Consider the following 16,671-nt stretch of genomic DNA (forward strand, 5'->3'; position numbering starts at 1 on the left):
ATAAAAAGAATAAAAATATCGGACTACGATATAAACCAATCACATATTACGATCCGCCTGCCAGGCAACACTAGCCTGATCCGCATAAGCGCGCAAAGCCTCAAGCGCCATAGCAACGGCAACGCGGTTCTCATTCTCCGCCAACCAATACATGGAAACCGACCCAAACCCTTCAAGCTGCATAGGCAGAATCCGAATAGCATTGAGCTTCTCAAACCGGAGCGCGGCGCGATGCGACGCAACGCCCACCAGATCGGTGTTATTGAGCAACGTAAGATTCAGCAACGAAGAATTCGACTCAACGCAATGCGTAGGCAGCGCATGCCCCGCAGCGGCGAGCGCAATTTCCATAGCAATGCGCACAGGCGTGCCCTGAGGCCAAACGATCCACGAATACGCAAGCACATCCTCCCAGCCGAGCGAAGCCTTCTCCGTAAGCGGATGATGCGGCCGCGAAACGAAATTGATCGGCTCCGTATAGAGCGCCTCGACCTGCAGCAACGGATCGTCATACTGCTGCCCGGAACGGCCAACAACAATATCCAGCTCCCCCCGCGAGAGCTTCGGCAGCAACTGATCCATCGTGCTCTCAACAAGCCGCACATGCGCACGCGGCATGCGCTCAAGCAACCGCGAAACAGCAAGCGGCACCGTATCCGCCGCCGCCACCCCGGAAGTGCCAATGCTCACGAGGCCGCTCCCACCTTCCCGCAACGCGTGCATATCGTCACGCGCCGTATCGAGCTGCGCTTCGATGCGCCGCGCGTGCTCGATCATCGCCTCCCCGTACGAGGTGGGCCGCAAGCCGCGCGCGTGCCGCTCGAACAGCGGCAGCCCCAAATCCTCTTCCAGCTCCTTCAGCCATTTCGACAGCGCCGGTTGCGTCGTATTCAGCGCCACGGCCGACTGGCTCAGGTTGCCGGTGTCCGCGAGGCTCAGCAGCACCTGCAGATGGCGCAAACGCAGGCGGTGGGTCCAGTCCATCAGGCAATCCTCCCGTCGATCCGGTTCTGGCACTCAAGGTATATCCAGAACCATATGGATTAGATGAATTTCTCATTTTACGCGATATAGGTCGGTCGCATATAAATCCTCTACCGGGCCAATCGAAGCGACGCGCCGCCAACCGGCGCGCCGGGCCCAGCCTGACACCAAAAAGGAGACGCGAATGACCCGCCACCATCCGGACGCCTCGCGCGCGGCCTATTACGAGCAGATCGCCCAGCAGCGCCTCGCGCCGCTTTGGGAGTCGCTGCACAGCCTCGTCCCGAAAGCGCCCCAGCCGAAGGCGCTGCCCGCGATCTGGAAGTACGCGCAGGTGCGCGATCTCGTGATGCAGGCCGGTGCCCTGATCAGCGCCGAAGAGGCCGTGCGCCGCGTGCTGGTCCTCGAAAACCCCGGCCTGCCCGGCAAGTCGAGCATCACCCCGAACCTCTACGCCGGGCTCCAGTTGATCCTCCCCGGCGAGATCGCCCCGAGCCATCGGCATACGCAGTCGGCGCTGCGCTTCATCGTCGAAGGCAAGGGCGCCTGGACGGCCGTGAACGGCGAGCGCACGACGATGCACCCGGGCGACTTCATCATCACGCCGTCGTGGACCTGGCACGACCACGGCAATCCGTCCGTGGAAGACGGCGGGGAGCCCGTCGTGTGGCTCGACGGCCTCGATATCCCGCTCGTCGCGCACATGGACGCCGGCTTTGCCGAGAACTACCCCGAAGCGACCCAGCCCGTCTCGCGGCCCGAGGGCGACAGCTTCGCGCGCTTCGGCCACAACATGGTGCCCGTGCGGCACCGCGTGTCCGATCCTACGTCGCCGATCTTCAGCTACCCGTATGCGCGCAGCCGCGAAGCGCTCGACACGCTGTACCGTCACGGCGATCTCGACGAGTGGGACGGCGTGAAGCTGCGCTACGTGAATCCGGCAACGGGCGGCTGGCCGATGCCGGATATCGCGACCTTCATGCAATACCTGCCCGCGGGCTTCAAGGGCCGCACCTACCGCAGCACCGACGCAACGATCTACTGCGTCGTCGAAGGCAAGGGCACGGTCAAGATCGGCAACGACGAGTTCACGTTCGAGCCGCATGACGTGTTCGTCGTGCCTTCCTGGGCGAGCGTGAGCCTCGCGGCTCAGGCGGAAAGCGTGTTGTTCAGCTATTCGGATCGCCCCGTGCTCACCGCCCTGAATCTGCTGCGCGAAGAACGCAGCTAAGCACGGCCGTTCTTGCGGCCGTTATTGGACCCTGGTCGTTCCGCGCGCGCCGCTGGCGGCGCGCGCTTCACCCCTTATTTGCCGAGTCGAAATCATCATGGCTTTTGTCTTCCCGCCCGAGGCGCCCGTTGCCGTTCCTGTCGCCGGTAGCGACGCCCAGTTCGCGGTGCGCCGCGTCTATTGCGTGGGCCGCAACTACGCAGCGCATGCGCGCGAAATGGGCTTCGATCCCGATCGCGAGCCGCCGTTCTTCTTCTGCAAGCCCGCCGATGCCGTCGTGCCCGTCGCTTATGGCGAAACGCTCGAACTCGCGTATCCGTCGCAGACGCAGAACTACCACTACGAAGCCGAGCTCGTTGCCGTGATCGGCAAGGGCGGCTCCGATATTGGCGTCGACGAGGCGCTCGAGCACGTCTGGGGCTATGCCGTCGGCCTCGACATGACGCGCCGCGATCTGCAGATGAAGATGCGCGAAATGGGCCGCCCGTGGGAGATCGGCAAGGCGTTCGACCGTTCCGCGCCGATCGGCCCGATTCATCCCGCGAGCGCAGCCGGCCACTTCGAGCAGGCCGGTCTCTGGTTGACGGTCAACGGCGAGACGAAGCAGAAGAGCGATGTCTCGCACCTGATCTGGTCGGTTGCGGAAACGGTGGCGTATCTGTCCAAGTTCTTCCGCCTCGAACCGGGTGACGTGATTTTCACGGGCACGCCCGAGGGTGTCGGCGCCGTGAAGGCCGGCGAGACGATGAAGGTCGGCGTCGAGCGCCTCGGCGAAATCGCCGTGCACGTCGTTTGATGTGTAGTCCTGTATTCGATCGAAGGCGTCGCCATGCAACTCCATAGCTTCTTCAACAGTTCGACCTCGTACCGCGTGCGCATCGCGCTCGGGCTCAAGGGACTCGCTTACGACACGTTGCCCGTCAATATCCGCGTCGGCGAGCACCGCGCCCCGGATTATGTGGCCAACGTCAATCCGTCCGCTACGGTGCCCGCGCTCGTCGACGGCGATTTCAGGCTCGGCCAGTCGCTGGCGATTCTCGATTACCTCGACCAGCGCTATCCCGAGCCGCGCCTGATCCCGCTCGAGACGCATTTGCGCGCGCGTGTGCTCGAGCTCGCGCTGCTGATTTCCTGCGACATCCATCCCGTCAACAATCTGCGCATGCTGCGCTATCTGGAAACGGAGTTGAAGGCCACGCCGCAGCAGAAGGCCGCGTGGTATCGGCACTGGGTTGAGGAAGGCATGGCGGGCGTGGAGCGCATGCTCGCGCGCAGCGCCACCGGTCCGTGGTGCTTCGGTGCGCAACCGACGCTCGCGGACGTGTGCCTCGTGCCGCAGATCGCCAACGCGCTGCGCATGGATTGCGATCTGAGTGCGTATGCACGCAGCCTCGCCGTCTATGAGCACGCGTCGCAACACCCGGCGTTTGTCGCTGCGCAGCCGCAGCGTCAGCCCGATTACATCGCTTGATTGCAGGGCAGGAGACAGCCATGAGTGAGACAAACAGCAAGAGCCGGCGCGTGCTCGTGATCGGCGGCGGCATTGGCGGTCTCGCGACCGCGCTGGCGCTCGCGCGCCAGGGCATTCGCGTGCAACTGCTCGAGCAGGCCCCCGAGATCAAGGAGATCGGCGCGGGCATCCAGCTGGCGGCGAACGCGTTCAATGCGCTCGACGCGCTGGGCGTGGGCGCGGCGGCGCGCAGCCGCTCCGTTTTCACCGACACCATGATGCTGATGGACGCGATCGACGCGCACGAGGTGGTGCGCATCGATGTCGGCGCGCCGTATCGCGCGCGCTTCGGCAATCCGTACGCGGTGATTCATCGCGCGGACATTCATCTGTCGATTCTCGAGGCCGTGCAGGATCATCCGCTGATCCAGTTCCGCACCGACACGCAGGTCTGCGGCATGGAACAGGATGCCGATGGCGTCACGGTCATCGACCAGCATGGCGAACGTTATCGCGCCGATGCCGTGATCGGTTGCGACGGCGTGAAGTCGGAGATCCGCAAGGCGCTGATCGGCGACGAGCATCGCGTGACGGGGCATGTGGTGTATCGCGCCGTCGTCGACGTGGCCGACATGCCGAAGGACTTGCAGATCAATGCGCCGGTGGTCTGGGCCGGCCCGCACTGCCACCTCGTTCACTATCCGCTGCGCGGCGGCCAGCAATACAACCTCGTGGTGACGTTTCATAGCCGCGAGCAAGAGGAGTGGGGCGTGCGCGATGGCAGCAAGGAGGAAGTGCTTTCGTATTTCGAGGGCATTCATCCGCTGCCGCACCAGATGCTCGACCGGCCGAAGTCGTGGAAGCGCTGGGCCACGGCCGACCGCGATCCCGTCGAGCGCTGGAGCTTCGGGCGCGCGACCATCCTGGGCGACGCCGCGCATCCGATGACGCAGTATCTCGCGCAAGGGGCCTGCCAGGCGCTCGAGGACGCCGTCACGCTGGGCGCCGCCGTGGCCGCGACCGAAGGCGATTTCGAGGCCGCGTTCAAGCTCTACGAGCAGGCGCGCATCCCGCGCACGGCCCGCGTGCTGTATTCGGCGCGCGAAATGGGGCGCATCTATCACGCGAAGGGCGTGGAGCGCCAGGTGCGCAATTCGATGTGGGTCGGCCGCACGCAGGAGCAGTTCTATGACGCGCTGCAGTGGCTGCATGGATGGCGCGCGGAGGATTGCCTCAAAGGCGTGGTGTGAAGCGCGTCGCCTGAATTCACATCAGTAAATCGAGCATGCCGAACAAATCACGGTCAACGGGATGCGCGGATCGTGCTCGCTGCCGGATCACGCCACGCAGGCAATCCAGAAAGCACTCGGCGGGCGCGCCGGGTACCGAATTGCGCCGGCTGACGATGCTGACGTTGCTGGTTTGAAAGCGCTCGACGAGCGGCAGAACGTGCACCCAGCCGCCTGCCGCTTCCGTGGCCAGCATGGGCCGCGGACAGAAGCCGAGCATCTCGGCATGCCGGACCAGATCGAGCAGGAACGCGGCCGAATGCGCGCAATGCAGGCGGCGTGGCTCGACGTCGATGCCATGCTGCCAGAACAGATCGTTCATCAGCGCGGGCCGGGTCGCGACGGTGAAGTTCAGCGCCCAGTCATAGTCGCGCAGCTCGGCCATCGACGTGGCGTGCGAGGCCGGATGTCCGCGCCGCACGATGACACAGGTGTCGTACGCAAAGAGCGGCTCGCTCTCGAACTCCTGCGCCGGCATGGCCGCCGTATGGGGCACCACGGCGCAATCGATCACCCCCTCGCGCAGGCGGGGCAGTGTCACGGCCGTGAGCCCCTCGAAGATCTCGAGTTGCACGTTCGGCATGCGTTCGCGAAAGCGCATCAGCGCCTGTGGCACGAAGGTGTGCATGATCCACGGCGTGACGGCGATCGAGAGCCGCCCCACATGGTCGCCGCGCAATTCGGCGAGCTCTTCGTCGGCTCGCCGTAGCTGGCCAAGCACGAGCCGCGCATGGCTGAGCAGCTTGTCTCCCGCTGCAGTGAACACGATGCCGCTCGCGTTGCGCACGAGCAGCGGCAGTTTCTGCTGCGTCTCCAGCTCGCGCAGCGTCTTGCTGACGGCGCTTTGCGACAGGCCGGCGAGCCGCGCGGCCGCGCGGATGCTGCCCGTATCCGCGACTGCGACGAGCGCTTCCAGTTGATGGACTTTCATGAATCAGACAAGGGAATGGGGTCCGGACCGATTGGAGCGTCCTGACCGCTTGGGGTGAACACCAAAAGTGTTCAGGATATCGCTTTTGGGACTTCCTGGACACTGCGGGCCCGCCTACCATCGCTTCCTCGCCCATCAGGGGTAGTCGCTGCCCCCACGTCTTACGCGAGGAGACCCGCTGTGCCAAACATCGTCGTACCGCCCGGCATGCGCGCCATCGAAGCAGAAATGGTCGCGCTCCGTCACGAGATTCATGCCCATCCCGAACTGGCTTTCGAGGAAGTCCGCACGGGCGACCTCGTTGCCGACTGCCTGCAGCGATGGGGCTATGAAGTGCACCGCGGCCTCGGCCGCACGGGTGTCGTCGGGACGATGCGCAACGGCGAAGGGCGCTCGATCGGCCTGCGCGCCGACATGGACGCGCTGCCCATCCAGGAAGCGACCGGCCTGCCTTACGCGAGCAAGCTCGAGGGCAAGATGCACGCGTGCGGGCACGACGGCCACACGGCCGCGTTGCTCGCCGCCGCGAAATACCTGGCCGAGCACAAGCCCTTCAAGGGCACGCTGAACCTGATTTTCCAGCCCGCCGAGGAGGGCCAGGGGGGCGCCCGTGAAATGCTCGAAGACGGCCTGTTCGAGCGCTTTCCTTGCGATGCGATCTTCGCGTTGCACAACATGCCGGGCATTCCGGTCGGCAAGTTCGGTTTCGTTGCGGGGCCGTTCATGGCGTCCTCGGACACCGTCACCATCCGGGTGATTGGCAGGGGCGGGCACGGCGCCGTGCCGCACGCGGCGGTCGACCCGGTCGTCGTGTGCGCATCGCTCGTGATGGCGCTGCAAAGCGTGGTCGCGCGCAACGTCAATCCGCTCGACGCGGCCATCGTGACGGTCGGCTCGATTCAGGCTGGCCAGGCGCCCAATGTGATTCCCGACAGCGCGCAGATGCGCATCTCCGTGCGCGCCTTCCGGCCGGAAGTGCGCGATTTGCTGCAACGGCGCATCACGACGCTCGCGCAAGCCCAGGCCGAGAGTTTCGGCGCGCGTGCCGAGGTGCATTACGACCGGCGCTATCCGGTGCTCGTCAATCATCCGGACGAAACGGCGCTGGCGCGCGACGTCGCGCGCGAATGGCTCGGTGAAGAGGGGCTCGTCGAGGACATGAAGCCGTTGACCAACAGCGAGGATTTCGCGTTTCTGCTGGAGGCCCGTCCCGGCTGCTACCTGATCACCGGCAACGGAGAGGGCGAGGGCGGCTGCATGGTTCATAACCCCGGCTACGACTTCAACGACGCCTGCCTGCCGCTTGCCGCCACGTACTGGGTCAAGCTGGTTGAGCGCTTTCTGGCCTGATCGACACAGGCGCGGCGCGTACGCGCGCCGAAGCACAGCGGGCCATCGGCTGCCGTATCGATACGCAGTCCATAATATTTTGGAAGGAGACAGACGTGAGCTCACGGGCCACCCCATCCCCAGCCATGCTTCGCAGAGTGGTTGCCGCAGCCGTGCTCGGCAACGCCTTCGAGTGGTACGACTTCGCGATCTATGGCCTGTTCGCCGCCATGATCGCCAAGCTGTATTTTCCCGCTGGCGGGCCGATGACCTCCCTGATGCTGTCGCTCGCGACCTTCGGTGTGGGCTTCGCGGTGCGCCCCGCAGGCGGCATCCTGATCGGCATGTATGGCGACCGCGTGGGCCGCAAGCGTGCGCTCTCGCTCACGATTACGCTGATGGCGACCGGCACCGGGATGATCGGCTTGATTCCGGCGTACGAGCGCATCGGCATCGCGGCCCCCGCGTTGATCGTGCTCGCACGCATGATTCAGGGAATCTCCGCGGGCGGCGAGTTCAGCGGCGCGACCACGATGCTGATCGAGTTCGCGCCCGCGCACCGGCGCGGCCTGCTCGGCAGCTTCCAGATGTGCGCGCAGGCGCTGTCGTTCCTGTGCGGCGCGGCGACCGTCTGGCTGCTGACGGACCTCCTCACGGCTGCGCAGCTCGAATCGTGGGGATGGCGGCTGCCATTTCTGTTCGGCATCCTGATCGGTCCGCTGGGCTGGCTGATTCGCGCGCGGGTTGACGAGTCGCCCGAGTTTGTCGCATGCGTGGCGGCGAAAACCGGTGCTAAAGCGGGCGCAGGCGGTCATGGCGAGGCGAAAGAGGCCGGCTCGGAACTGCGCGATCTTGTCACGAAGCACGCGCGTGCATTGTTCGCGAGCACGGGCGTCTGCGTGGTCGGCACGGTTTCGGCCTACATGTTCGTGATTTTTCTGCCGCTCTTTGCGAAGCAGCTGGGCGTGCCGGCCGCGCAGGCGAACCGGGGCACCTTCATTGCGATGGCGATCGTGTTCGCGGTTTGCCCGCTCGCTGGCCATCTCTCGGACCGCTTCGGGCGCAAGGCCGTGTACCTGCCCGCCACGATGGGCTACGGCCTGGTTGCGTGGTGGCTCTTTCATCGCTTCGCCGCTGCACCTTCTGCCGTCACGTTGCTGACGCTGCAGGCGGGCGTGGCGTGCTTCATGGGCCTGCTCTGGGGACCCATGCCCGTGATCCTCGCCGAGGTGTTTCCCGCCGCGGTGCGCTCGACGGCTGCCGCGCTCGCCTACAACGTCGCGGTGCTGGTGTTCGGCGGCCTTGCCCCGTTCGTGAACGTCTGGCTCGTGAAGCTGAGCGGCAGCAATCTCGCGCCGATCTATTACGTCGAGCTCAGCGTCGTGATCGGCCTCGCGAGTGGCCTGCTGCTGCCGGGGATCTTGAAGCCGGACTGGCGCACCCGCCCGGCCTGAACATAAAACCCAATGGAGTGAGACAGTCAATGAAGGGGTATGCAGTCGCAGCCGTTCTGCTGCAAGCTTTTTCCGTGCAGGCCTATGCCCAGTCGTCGGTGACGGTGTACGGCAGCATCGATAACGGTATTACGTACGTCAACAACGTGGCGGGCAAGTCGAGCGTCATGGAGCAGGGTGGTATCAGCCGCGCCAACGCGCTCGGCCTGACCGGCAACGAGGACCTCGGCGGCGGCATGGCCGCCTTGTTCAAGCTCGAAAACGGCTTCTCCGCCACCACCGGCGCCACGGGCCAGGGCGGCCTGATGTTCGGCAAGCAAGCCTACGTGGGCCTGCGTGACAACAACCTCGGCACGCTGACGTTCGGCCGCCACTACGACTTCACGGTGCTGCTGGAACCGTACATGCCGTGCATCGGCTGCGGCATCTATGCGGTCGAAAACGCGGACCTCGACCGCATTTCAGGCGAGCGCCTGAACAATAGCGTCAGTTATCGCAGTGCGACGTTCGGCGGGCTTTCGTTTGGCGCGATGTACGCGTTCGGCCAGGACGCGGGGCCGTTGACCATGAACGCGGGCCGGGCGTATAGCGGGGTGGTCCAGTACCAGCACGGCCCGTTCTCGGCGATGGCGGTCGTGACCGACATCAACGGCGCGCCCATCGGCGCGGGACAGCTTGGCGCGCGTACCGTGCTGGGCCTGCCCGTGCAGCCGAAAACCACGCTCATCGTCGACAACCAGCGCATTGCGGCCCTGGGCGCGTCGTACAAGCTCGGCGCGTGGACACCGTCGCTCACGTATTCGAACACGCAACTCAAGGAGCGCGGCCTGGCGTCGACCGACCAGTTGCTGCGCCTTGGCACGACGTACAGCGTGACGCCCGCGACCTTGCTCTCCGCTCAGGTCTCCGTCGACCGGTTCGAGCAGTCGCGGTGGTACACGCTCAATCTGGGCCTCGACTACGCGCTTTCGCATAGCACGGATGTCTACGTCGACCTGGCGGCGCAGAAGGCGTCGGGGCCGGAAACGACGGCGTCAATCTTTCTCGCTGGCACGTCGTCTGCTTCGGACCAGTTCCTTTCGCGTGTCGGCGTCAAGCACGTGTTCTGATGCGGGGAGAGCATTGCGTGAACAGGCGTGAATTGATCGATGCCGTTGCATTCGCAACGGGATTGAACAGAGACATCACCGGCGAAGTGATCGATGGGCTGATTGCCGCCATCATGAAGGCGGTTGCCAGAGGCGATACGGTGCAGCTGATCGGTTTCGGTTCGTTTAGCCCGGGAAAGCGCAGTGCGCGCGTGGGCCGAAATCCGGTGACGGGCGAAGAGATCAACCTTGCCGCGACGAGAACGGTGAAGTTCACCGCCGGCAAGCACTTCAAGGACGTGGTGAACGCGCCCCGGTAGCACGGGCAGGGCGGGCCGCTTCCGGCGCGAAGCGGCCCGCCCAGCGTCCGATACAGCGTCCGTTACGCGAATCAGCCCGCCTGGAACACGCCCGCTTCCCACGCAAACGGCTTCGCGATCCGGTTCCACGTATTGATCTGGGCGACGGCCAAGGTCAGGTTCGCGAGCTCTTCACGATCGAAGTGCTCATAGGTCGCCTTGACCAGCGTTTCGCCGATCTCATTCTCGCTGATCAAGGTCAGCGCTTCGGTCCAGCGCAGCGCGGCCTGCTCTCTTGCGCTGTAGAGATGCGGAGTCTCGTGCCAGACCGGCAACAGGTTATAGCGCAGCGGATCTTCGCCCGCATGGACCCCTTCCTTGATGTGACGGTCGAGGCAGTATGCACAGCCGTTCAACTGCGAGACGCGTGCGCGGACCAACTCCAGCAGCTTGAAGTCGAGACCGGAGGTGTTCACATACTGCTCGACGCCGATCACGGCTTCGACCAGCTTGGTCGGTAGTTGTCCAAACGAAATGCGTTCTGGCATGAAATGTCGATCCTGAAGGATGGGTAGACCGCTTCGCGGCGTGACTCACTGTGCGGGCAGCCGTGCCGCGCAGAACGGCTGCCCGATGCACGTGAGATCCTATCAAGACGTATTCCTGGCGCCACCCTCGTGTTGCGCATGGTGTACATATAAAAGGACGAATGTCCTCCGGGCGCCGCCGTTGCGGCGCCCGGCCCGCGTGCAGGATCAGCGCGGCGGCCAGGCCTTGGCCGGCATGCCCAGCACGGGTTCGCCAAGCAGCGGCGTGGAAAGCGCATAGGCGCCGTTTTCCGTGAAGGCCCAGATGATGTTGCGGTCGTACTCGGTGTAGATCGCAAACACGCCTTTGCCGAGCGTGTAGGTGGGCAGTTGCGACTCGTCCGCGAGCGCGGGCACGAAGTAGCCGGCGATCTTCGGATGCGCGGGGTCTTTCACGTCGAAGATCTGCACGCCCGCGCTGTAGTACGAATACGGCACGATGCCCTGGCGCCAGCCGCCGGGCTGGCCGATCGCATTGGCGCGTTTCGGTCCGAAGTTGCCGCCGCGCTGGCAGAAGTCGGTGAACGGCGCGCCTTCGGGCACTTCGGGACGCGGCAGCGTGGTTGCCACTTTCAGATGCGCCGGATCGCGCGCGTCGATCACGTAAATGTCCTTGAACGGCTCGTAGCAGTCGCGATTCATCGGATAGCCGTTGGTCAGCACGTAGCCGGTGCGCGCGTACTGGCTCACGTCGGCGTTGTCGAACTCGGTGCCCGCGTAGCTCGGCGGCGTGTTCACGCTGCTGAGGATCTTCGGCTTCGCCGGATTCGACAGATCGAACGCGTAGAAGCCCAGGCCGCCCATCGCGCCGAAGCCGATCTTGCCGCCGTTCTCGAGCGGCTTGGGCAGGAAGATCGGATTGCGCGAGCCCATCCACGACGTGCGGTTGCCCGCGCGTGGATTCATCAGATAGGCATCCTCATCGGTCTTGTTGCCGAGGACCTGGCCCGGCACGGCGATCTGCGTCACGAACACGGGGTTGGCAGGGTCGGACATGTCCCAGACCTGGTAGCCCGGCGAGTACAGATAGTTCGGGTATTCGGTGAGCGCGTAGCTGTCGTCGGGCGCCGACGACACGAGCATGTACTTGCCGCCATAGTATTCAGGAGCGTCGAGCGAGCCCGAGCCCTGCTGCTGGCCGATCGGCGCGTTGGGGTGCCGGTAGTCGGTCGTGCGCGTCGCAATGAGCTTCCACTGGTTCGGCAGCGGGCCATCCATCTCGAACACGCGGAAGCCCTTGAGCGAGTTGTAGTGGCGCTGCGCCGCCACTTTATCGGGCTGGTCGATCTTCTCGGTCATGAGCCCGTAGCGGCCGATCTCGAACGACGCCACCAGCACCGGCTTGCCGAGCTTCTTGCTCCACGCGATCGTCGCGCCGCCAAGGTAGCCGTGAACGTTGTTGGCGTCGAACGGCTCGCTCGAGCCTTTCGGCCCCCACACGCCGCCGCGCGAGTACACGACCTTGCCGTGCACGGGATCGGTCACGTCCATGATGCGCAGATAGTCGCGGTCGTGGATGTAGAGATAGCGGTGCCCATCGAAATCGATGATGTTGTTCCAGGCGTGGAAGGGCGAATCCACACCGGGATAGAACGCCAGCACCTTCACGTTCTTCGTGTAGCTGTTCTTGTCCCACGTGGTCATCTCGCCGGGGAAGCGCTGGCCCTGGTGCACTTCGGGCGTCGCCTTCGGCCACACGAACTTGCCGGTGGCCGGGTCCATGCCATAGTCGACGCCGGGCTTGAGCGGGACCGGGCGGCGCTCGGGCGTGAGGCGCAGCCAGCCTGCGAGCCAGGGGTCCTGAACATTGGGCTCGCCCGGCGTGCCGCTCGCTTGCGGCGCGCTGGCCGCCGCAGCCGTGTGGGCGGCGGCCGCTTCGTCGGCGCTGGCCGTCTGCGCGCTTGCGGCGAACGTCGCGGCCGCGGCCGCGATGAGTGCGAGCGTCGAGCCTTTGGCCAGCGCGGCCTTGAGATCTTTCAAATCCCTCAGGCGACGATGATGCCGACGGCGTATGACTTGCATGTGTGCTCCTTTTATCGTGTGACGCGGTGCCTTGCGAGGCGCGCGCCCTGAATCAGAATGCGTGACGAATGCCAAGCTGAAAGCCAGACGGATTCTGGCCAGGGTTCGGGTAGGCCTGGAACGTGACGGGGTACGGCACGGCCACGTTATGGCGGTTCCAGACGTGCGCGAAGGTCGCGTACAAATCGGTGCGCTTCGAGACGCCGTAGAGATAGCCGACCACGGCGCCCGTCGCGGTGCCCACTTGCACGTTGTTGTCGTCGTGGCGGTGGACCACGCTCGCGTAGAGGCGGTTGCGTCCGTCGATGTTCCAGCGCGCGCCGAGCTGCACGTCCCAGCCCTGCGAGCTGAACGCGACATACGGCGGATACGCGTAGTAGCCGTTATAGCTGTGATAGATGAGCGTCGGCTCGAAGCCGCCGAAGCGATAGACGGCCGAGAAATAGTTGTCGCGCGACGAATGAATCTCCGACGCGTTGAAGATGTCGCGCGTGTACTGCAACTCGCTCACGGCGCCGAGAAACACCGGGCCGTTGCGGTAGTCCGCGCCGGTGCTGAGGAAGCGGCCCGCGCGCGTGCCGTCGCCCACGCCCGTGGTGTACATGATGCGGCCGGTGAAGCCGTAGAACGTAGGCGTCTTGTACTGCATCGCATTGTCCACGCGATACGACGCGTAGAAGAACTCCATGTTGTCGACCATACTGAAGTCGGCGGCCCAGCTCGGGTCGGCGTAGCCCGCGATCCAGTATGAAGGCGTGAACTGGCGGCCAAACGTAATCTCGCCCCAGTTGCCCTTGAGCCCGACGAACGACTGGCGAAATTGCGCGGACTGCACACCGGTATTCGCGGAGAACATGGGCTCGATCGTGAACACGGCCTTGTTGCCGCCGCCGAGATCCTCCACGCCGCTCAGGTTGAAGCGCGAGTTGTTCAGGCCGCCGCTCGACATGCGCCACACGTTGCCGCCGGAGCCCGAGGAAATCAGATGCTCGATGTTCAGGTCGACGTAACCGGACAGCCAGATGCTCGACTGGGCGTACGCGCCGGCGCTGGCACAGAGTGCGGCGCCCGCCACGAATACCTTCTTTTTCATTCGATCTCCAGATGATTGTCGTTCTGTGTGTGCGCAAAGGGCTTCGCGCACTGGGCGTCGATGCGCCTCGTCGTCGTCGGTTGCGGCAGCTTCAACGGCTTTCGCTGCGAGCGCCGCACCGTTCTGGCTTGCGTCCGTTTGCGTCTGACATCCGTCGTGTATACACAAACGTGAAAAATTATACGGACAGAAAATAATAAATTCGTAGCGTTATTTTTTTATACAAAGCGGCGATTTCGTTATAGCGGGTTCACCCTGATACGCGGCATGCGCACGCGGCGCGCGGGCATGCGCAGCGCGCCGCGCCACGGTTGCGGGCACGGCAAGTGCGGGCCTGCTGCTCGCGCGAACAGGCCGTGGATCGTGAAGGAAAGCGCGCGCATGAAGCGGGCGCGCCATGGCGTCTCAACGCGGGGAGACGGCCCGCTCGACGCGCTCGCGATGGAAATGCTGTGTGAGGCTCGCGAGCAGCGCATCGCGCTGCGCGAGCCACGAGGCGGCCGAGCGGCCCGCGACGTGGGGCGTGACGAGCACGTCGGGGTAGGCGAGCAGCGCGGGCGGCACATGGGGCTCGTCTTCGATCACGTCGAGTCCCGCGCCCGCGATCTCGCCTGCGTGCAATGCGTCGAGCAGCGCCTGCGTGTCGATCACGGAACCGCGTGCGACGTTGATCACGTAGCCGCGCGGCCCCAGCGCGCGCAGCACCGCGCGGTCGATCAAATGACGGGTGGCCGGCCCGCCATGGCACGCGGCGACGAGAAAGTCGCTGGCGGCTGCGAGCTCGACGAGGCTGGCGGAGTAGCGGCCAGGCGCATCCGCATGCGGCGAGCGTCCGTGATAGCCGATCGACATTTGAAAGCCCTGCGCGCGTGCCGCGATCAGCCGGCCGATGCGCCCCATGCCGACGATGCCGAGCGCCGCGCCCGTGAGCGTGGGCCGCGCATCGCGTGAGGCCTGCCATTGCCCGCGCCGCACCGCCTCGGTGAGCGGGGCATAGCCGCGCGCGAGCGCGAGCATGAGGCCGAACGCATGATCGGCGACGGTGGCCGCATTCGTGCCGGGCGCGTGCGCAACGACGATCGCACGCCGCGCGGCCGCCGCGATATCGACGTTTTCGTAGCCCGCGCCAAACGCGCAGACGATCTCGAGCGCGGGCAACGCGGCCATGCGCGCTTCGTCGAGTCCCGTGGAGCCGTTCGTCACGACGGCGCGTACTGCGTGGGCGTCGTCGTTGCCGGGCAGGCTGCCGTCCGGGCGATAGTCGAGCCTGTAGTCGCGGCGCAACGCGTCGAGCGTTGCGTCCGGCAGCGCGATCAGCGCGAGAACCCTGGGCCGCGCGCTCACGGTTGCGCGCCGCCCGGCACGACCTCCTTGACCGCGCCTTTCCAGCCGTTCGCGGTGATGTCGAACACGGTGCCGTCCGGCATGCGGTACTTCACTTCGTAGAACACGTTCGGATCCTGCTCGTGGCGGCCGGTCAGGTAGGTGCCGCCCGCGGCCACGACGCGCGCGGCCGTCGCCTCGACGTCGTCGACCCACATGCCGAAATGAATCACGCCGCGCACGTCCTTCAGGCCCGCGTAGCCGGGCACCGTCTCGTCCTTGAAGTCCAGCAGCGCGACGTTCATCGTGCCGTCCGTCATGTAGATCCCGCGCATCGCGTTGCCCGCGCGGCGCATGCCGAACGCCGCTTCGAAGAAGCACGCGGCGGCCTCGGGATCTTCGACCGATAGCGCGATATGACGAAGCTTGTCCATGGAAAGTCCTCGCAAAAGGTAAAGGGCGGCGCGCGCCGCCGAGGGAGTTTCCGCGACTGTCGCGCAAATCGGCTCAAAACTTCATTGGGTATACTACGTACGTTTTGTGTATACACAAAAGAATTTTTCTATACCAGAATGACTCCCGTTCGCCGCTCGAGGTCATGCAACGGAGGTATGGGATGCACGCTGTACGGGAACCGCTGGGTAATTTGTCTGATGAAACGCGGGAGCGCTTCGCACAGATCGGGCGTATCTGGGGAGACGACATCAATGCGCATCGCGATTGCGTGATCGCGGCGTACAGCCCGCTCGTCGCGGCGGCGAGCGCGGCCGACAGCACCTGCGAAATCACACGCGACCTCGCTTACGGCCCGCACGCGCGCCAGCGCCTCGACGTGTTCGTGCAGCCCGCGACGCGCGCCAAAGGGGGCGCCGACGTCGTGCTGTTCGTGCACGGCGGCGCGTTCGTGCGTGGCCGCAAGAGCGTGAACGGGCTCATTTACGACAACGTGCCGCGCTGGTTCGCGCGCCAGGGCTGCGTGGCCCTCAATGTGGAATACCGGCTTGCGCCCGAAGCGCCGTATCCGGCCGGCGCCGAGGATGTTGCCGCGGCGCTCGCGTGGGCGCGTGCGCACGTGGCCGAGTTTGGCGGCGACGCTGGGCGGATCTTTCTGGTCGGCCATTCGGCGGGCGGCGCGCATGTCGCGGCTGTGCTCGGCGACCCATTGCTCGACGCGCAGCGCAAGGCAGGCGCGCACGCGCCGCCGGCGGGCGCTGTGCTGATCAGCGCGCGACTCGTGGCCGACGTCCTCGCCGACAACCCCAATGCCGCCGGCGTGCGCGCGTACTTTGGCGCAAACGAAGCGGACTATGCGCAGCGCTCGCCGCTCGCGCACGCCGCGCGCATCGACGTGCCGCTGATGATCGTGGTCGCCGAATATGAAAATCCGTATCTCGACGCCTACGGCGCCGCCTTCTTCGCGCGCGTGGCCGAGGCGCGCCAACGCGCCGCGAGCGCGGGGCAGCGCGCGCAGCCGCTGCGTTTCATGCAGATGGCGCGCCACAACCACACCTCGGTGGTCGCCCATTTCCACTCCGGCGAGACGCTGCTCGGCGACGCGATGCTCGCGTTCTTCCGCTCATGACCGGCCGTC

The 16,671-nt window shown here is 65.3% G+C and carries 16 protein-coding genes; 9 read left to right on the forward strand and 7 right to left on the reverse strand.

Annotated features, from left to right (window positions below):
- Positions 1-39 precede the first annotated feature (39 nt).
- Complete coding sequence (locus BO1_RS54780; RefSeq protein ID WP_043288643.1) at positions 40-984, reverse strand: LysR substrate-binding domain-containing protein; 945 nt, start codon at positions 982-984, stop codon at positions 40-42.
- Between the two features lie 184 nt (positions 985-1,168).
- On the opposite strand from BO1_RS54780, the gene gtdA reads away from it, so the two are divergent.
- The 4 genes from gtdA (at position 1,169) to BO1_RS40040 (ending at position 4,915) form a co-directional block, all read left to right on the forward strand.
- Entirely contained in the window at positions 1,169-2,215 is a 1,047-nt protein-coding gene (gtdA, locus tag BO1_RS40025) for a gentisate 1,2-dioxygenase (RefSeq protein WP_028222371.1), read from the forward strand.
- Positions 2,216-2,312: 97 nt separating this feature from the next.
- Positions 2,313-3,011 (forward strand): fumarylacetoacetate hydrolase family protein, encoded by a 699-nt coding sequence (locus BO1_RS40030; RefSeq protein WP_028222372.1) that lies wholly within the window; start codon positions 2,313-2,315, stop codon positions 3,009-3,011.
- Positions 3,012-3,044: 33 nt separating this feature from the next.
- Positions 3,045-3,686 carry a maleylacetoacetate isomerase gene (gene maiA / locus BO1_RS40035; RefSeq protein ID WP_028222373.1) on the forward strand — a complete coding sequence of 214 codons (642 nt, stop codon included), beginning with the start codon at positions 3,045-3,047 and terminating at the stop codon, positions 3,684-3,686.
- 20 nt (positions 3,687-3,706) lie between these two features.
- A complete protein-coding gene (locus tag BO1_RS40040; RefSeq protein WP_028222374.1) occupies positions 3,707-4,915 on the forward strand; it encodes a 3-hydroxybenzoate 6-monooxygenase in 1,209 nt (402 codons plus the stop codon).
- A 16-nt stretch (positions 4,916-4,931) separates the two neighbouring features.
- On the opposite strand, the gene BO1_RS40045 is transcribed toward BO1_RS40040, so the two are convergent.
- Complete coding sequence (locus tag BO1_RS40045) at positions 4,932-5,885, reverse strand: LysR family transcriptional regulator (RefSeq protein ID WP_028222375.1); 954 nt, start codon at positions 5,883-5,885, stop codon at positions 4,932-4,934.
- 207 nt (positions 5,886-6,092) lie between these two features.
- Between BO1_RS40045 and BO1_RS40050 the strand changes: the two genes are divergently transcribed.
- From BO1_RS40050 to BO1_RS40065, 4 genes are all read left to right on the forward strand, one after another.
- Complete coding sequence (locus tag BO1_RS40050) at positions 6,093-7,235, forward strand: M20 aminoacylase family protein (protein ID WP_043288652.1); 1,143 nt, start codon at positions 6,093-6,095, stop codon at positions 7,233-7,235.
- Positions 7,236-7,330: 95 nt separating this feature from the next.
- Entirely contained in the window at positions 7,331-8,668 is a 1,338-nt protein-coding gene (locus BO1_RS54785; protein ID WP_052409791.1) for an MFS transporter, read from the forward strand.
- 29 nt (positions 8,669-8,697) lie between these two features.
- Entirely contained in the window at positions 8,698-9,777 is a 1,080-nt protein-coding gene (locus BO1_RS40060) for a porin (protein ID WP_028222377.1), read from the forward strand.
- Between the two features lie 17 nt (positions 9,778-9,794).
- Positions 9,795-10,076, forward strand: a complete 282-nt coding sequence (locus tag BO1_RS40065; RefSeq protein WP_028222378.1) for an HU family DNA-binding protein — start codon at positions 9,795-9,797, stop codon at positions 10,074-10,076.
- Between the two features lie 71 nt (positions 10,077-10,147).
- Here BO1_RS40065 and BO1_RS40070 read toward each other — a convergent pair whose 3' ends face one another.
- From BO1_RS40070 to BO1_RS40100, 5 genes are all read right to left on the reverse strand, one after another.
- Positions 10,148-10,603 (reverse strand): carboxymuconolactone decarboxylase family protein, encoded by a 456-nt coding sequence (locus BO1_RS40070; RefSeq protein ID WP_028222379.1) that lies wholly within the window; start codon positions 10,601-10,603, stop codon positions 10,148-10,150.
- A 207-nt stretch (positions 10,604-10,810) separates the two neighbouring features.
- Entirely contained in the window at positions 10,811-12,664 is a 1,854-nt protein-coding gene (locus tag BO1_RS40075) for an LVIVD repeat-containing protein (RefSeq protein ID WP_245644027.1), read from the reverse strand.
- A gap of 52 nt (positions 12,665-12,716) precedes the next feature.
- Positions 12,717-13,757, reverse strand: a complete 1,041-nt coding sequence (locus BO1_RS40080) for a porin (RefSeq protein WP_028222381.1) — start codon at positions 13,755-13,757, stop codon at positions 12,717-12,719.
- Positions 13,758-14,162: 405 nt separating this feature from the next.
- Positions 14,163-15,101 carry a 2-hydroxyacid dehydrogenase gene (locus tag BO1_RS40095; protein ID WP_028222382.1) on the reverse strand — a complete coding sequence of 313 codons (939 nt, stop codon included), beginning with the start codon at positions 15,099-15,101 and terminating at the stop codon, positions 14,163-14,165.
- Positions 15,098-15,514: a VOC family protein gene (locus BO1_RS40100; RefSeq protein ID WP_028222383.1), complete on the reverse strand. Its 417-nt coding sequence runs from the start codon at positions 15,512-15,514 to the stop codon at positions 15,098-15,100. The genes BO1_RS40095 and BO1_RS40100 overlap by 4 nt, the downstream gene beginning before the upstream one ends.
- A gap of 182 nt (positions 15,515-15,696) precedes the next feature.
- Between BO1_RS40100 and BO1_RS40105 the strand changes: the two genes are divergently transcribed.
- Entirely contained in the window at positions 15,697-16,662 is a 966-nt protein-coding gene (locus tag BO1_RS40105; protein ID WP_028222384.1) for an alpha/beta hydrolase, read from the forward strand.
- Positions 16,663-16,671: the final 9 nt, after the last annotated feature.

The organism is Paraburkholderia oxyphila NBRC 105797 (assembly GCF_000685075.1).
Lineage (GTDB): Bacteria > Pseudomonadota > Gammaproteobacteria > Burkholderiales > Burkholderiaceae > Paraburkholderia > Paraburkholderia oxyphila.

What these genes read in the sequence shown, in the direction of transcription:
- maiA (WP_028222373.1), top strand. Translation starts at nt 3,045, where the DNA reads ATGCAACTCCATAGCTTCTTCAACAGTTCGACCTCGTACCGCGTGCGC.
- BO1_RS40075 (WP_245644027.1), bottom strand. Translation starts at nt 12,664, where the DNA reads ATGCAAGTCATACGCCGTCGGCATCATCGTCGCCTGAGGGATTTGAAA.
- BO1_RS40045 (WP_028222375.1), bottom strand. Translation starts at nt 5,885, where the DNA reads ATGAAAGTCCATCAACTGGAAGCGCTCGTCGCAGTCGCGGATACGGGC.
- BO1_RS40080 (WP_028222381.1), bottom strand. Translation starts at nt 13,757, where the DNA reads ATGAAAAAGAAGGTATTCGTGGCGGGCGCCGCACTCTGTGCCAGCGCC.
- BO1_RS40040 (WP_028222374.1), top strand. Translation starts at nt 3,707, where the DNA reads ATGAGTGAGACAAACAGCAAGAGCCGGCGCGTGCTCGTGATCGGCGGC.
- gtdA (WP_028222371.1), top strand. Translation starts at nt 1,169, where the DNA reads ATGACCCGCCACCATCCGGACGCCTCGCGCGCGGCCTATTACGAGCAG.
- BO1_RS40060 (WP_028222377.1), top strand. Translation starts at nt 8,698, where the DNA reads ATGAAGGGGTATGCAGTCGCAGCCGTTCTGCTGCAAGCTTTTTCCGTG.
- BO1_RS40030 (WP_028222372.1), top strand. Translation starts at nt 2,313, where the DNA reads ATGGCTTTTGTCTTCCCGCCCGAGGCGCCCGTTGCCGTTCCTGTCGCC.
- BO1_RS54780 (WP_043288643.1), bottom strand. Translation starts at nt 984, where the DNA reads ATGGACTGGACCCACCGCCTGCGTTTGCGCCATCTGCAGGTGCTGCTG.
- BO1_RS40105 (WP_028222384.1), top strand. Translation starts at nt 15,697, where the DNA reads ATGCACGCTGTACGGGAACCGCTGGGTAATTTGTCTGATGAAACGCGG.
- BO1_RS40100 (WP_028222383.1), bottom strand. Translation starts at nt 15,514, where the DNA reads ATGGACAAGCTTCGTCATATCGCGCTATCGGTCGAAGATCCCGAGGCC.
- BO1_RS40050 (WP_043288652.1), top strand. Translation starts at nt 6,093, where the DNA reads ATGCGCGCCATCGAAGCAGAAATGGTCGCGCTCCGTCACGAGATTCAT.
- BO1_RS40070 (WP_028222379.1), bottom strand. Translation starts at nt 10,603, where the DNA reads ATGCCAGAACGCATTTCGTTTGGACAACTACCGACCAAGCTGGTCGAA.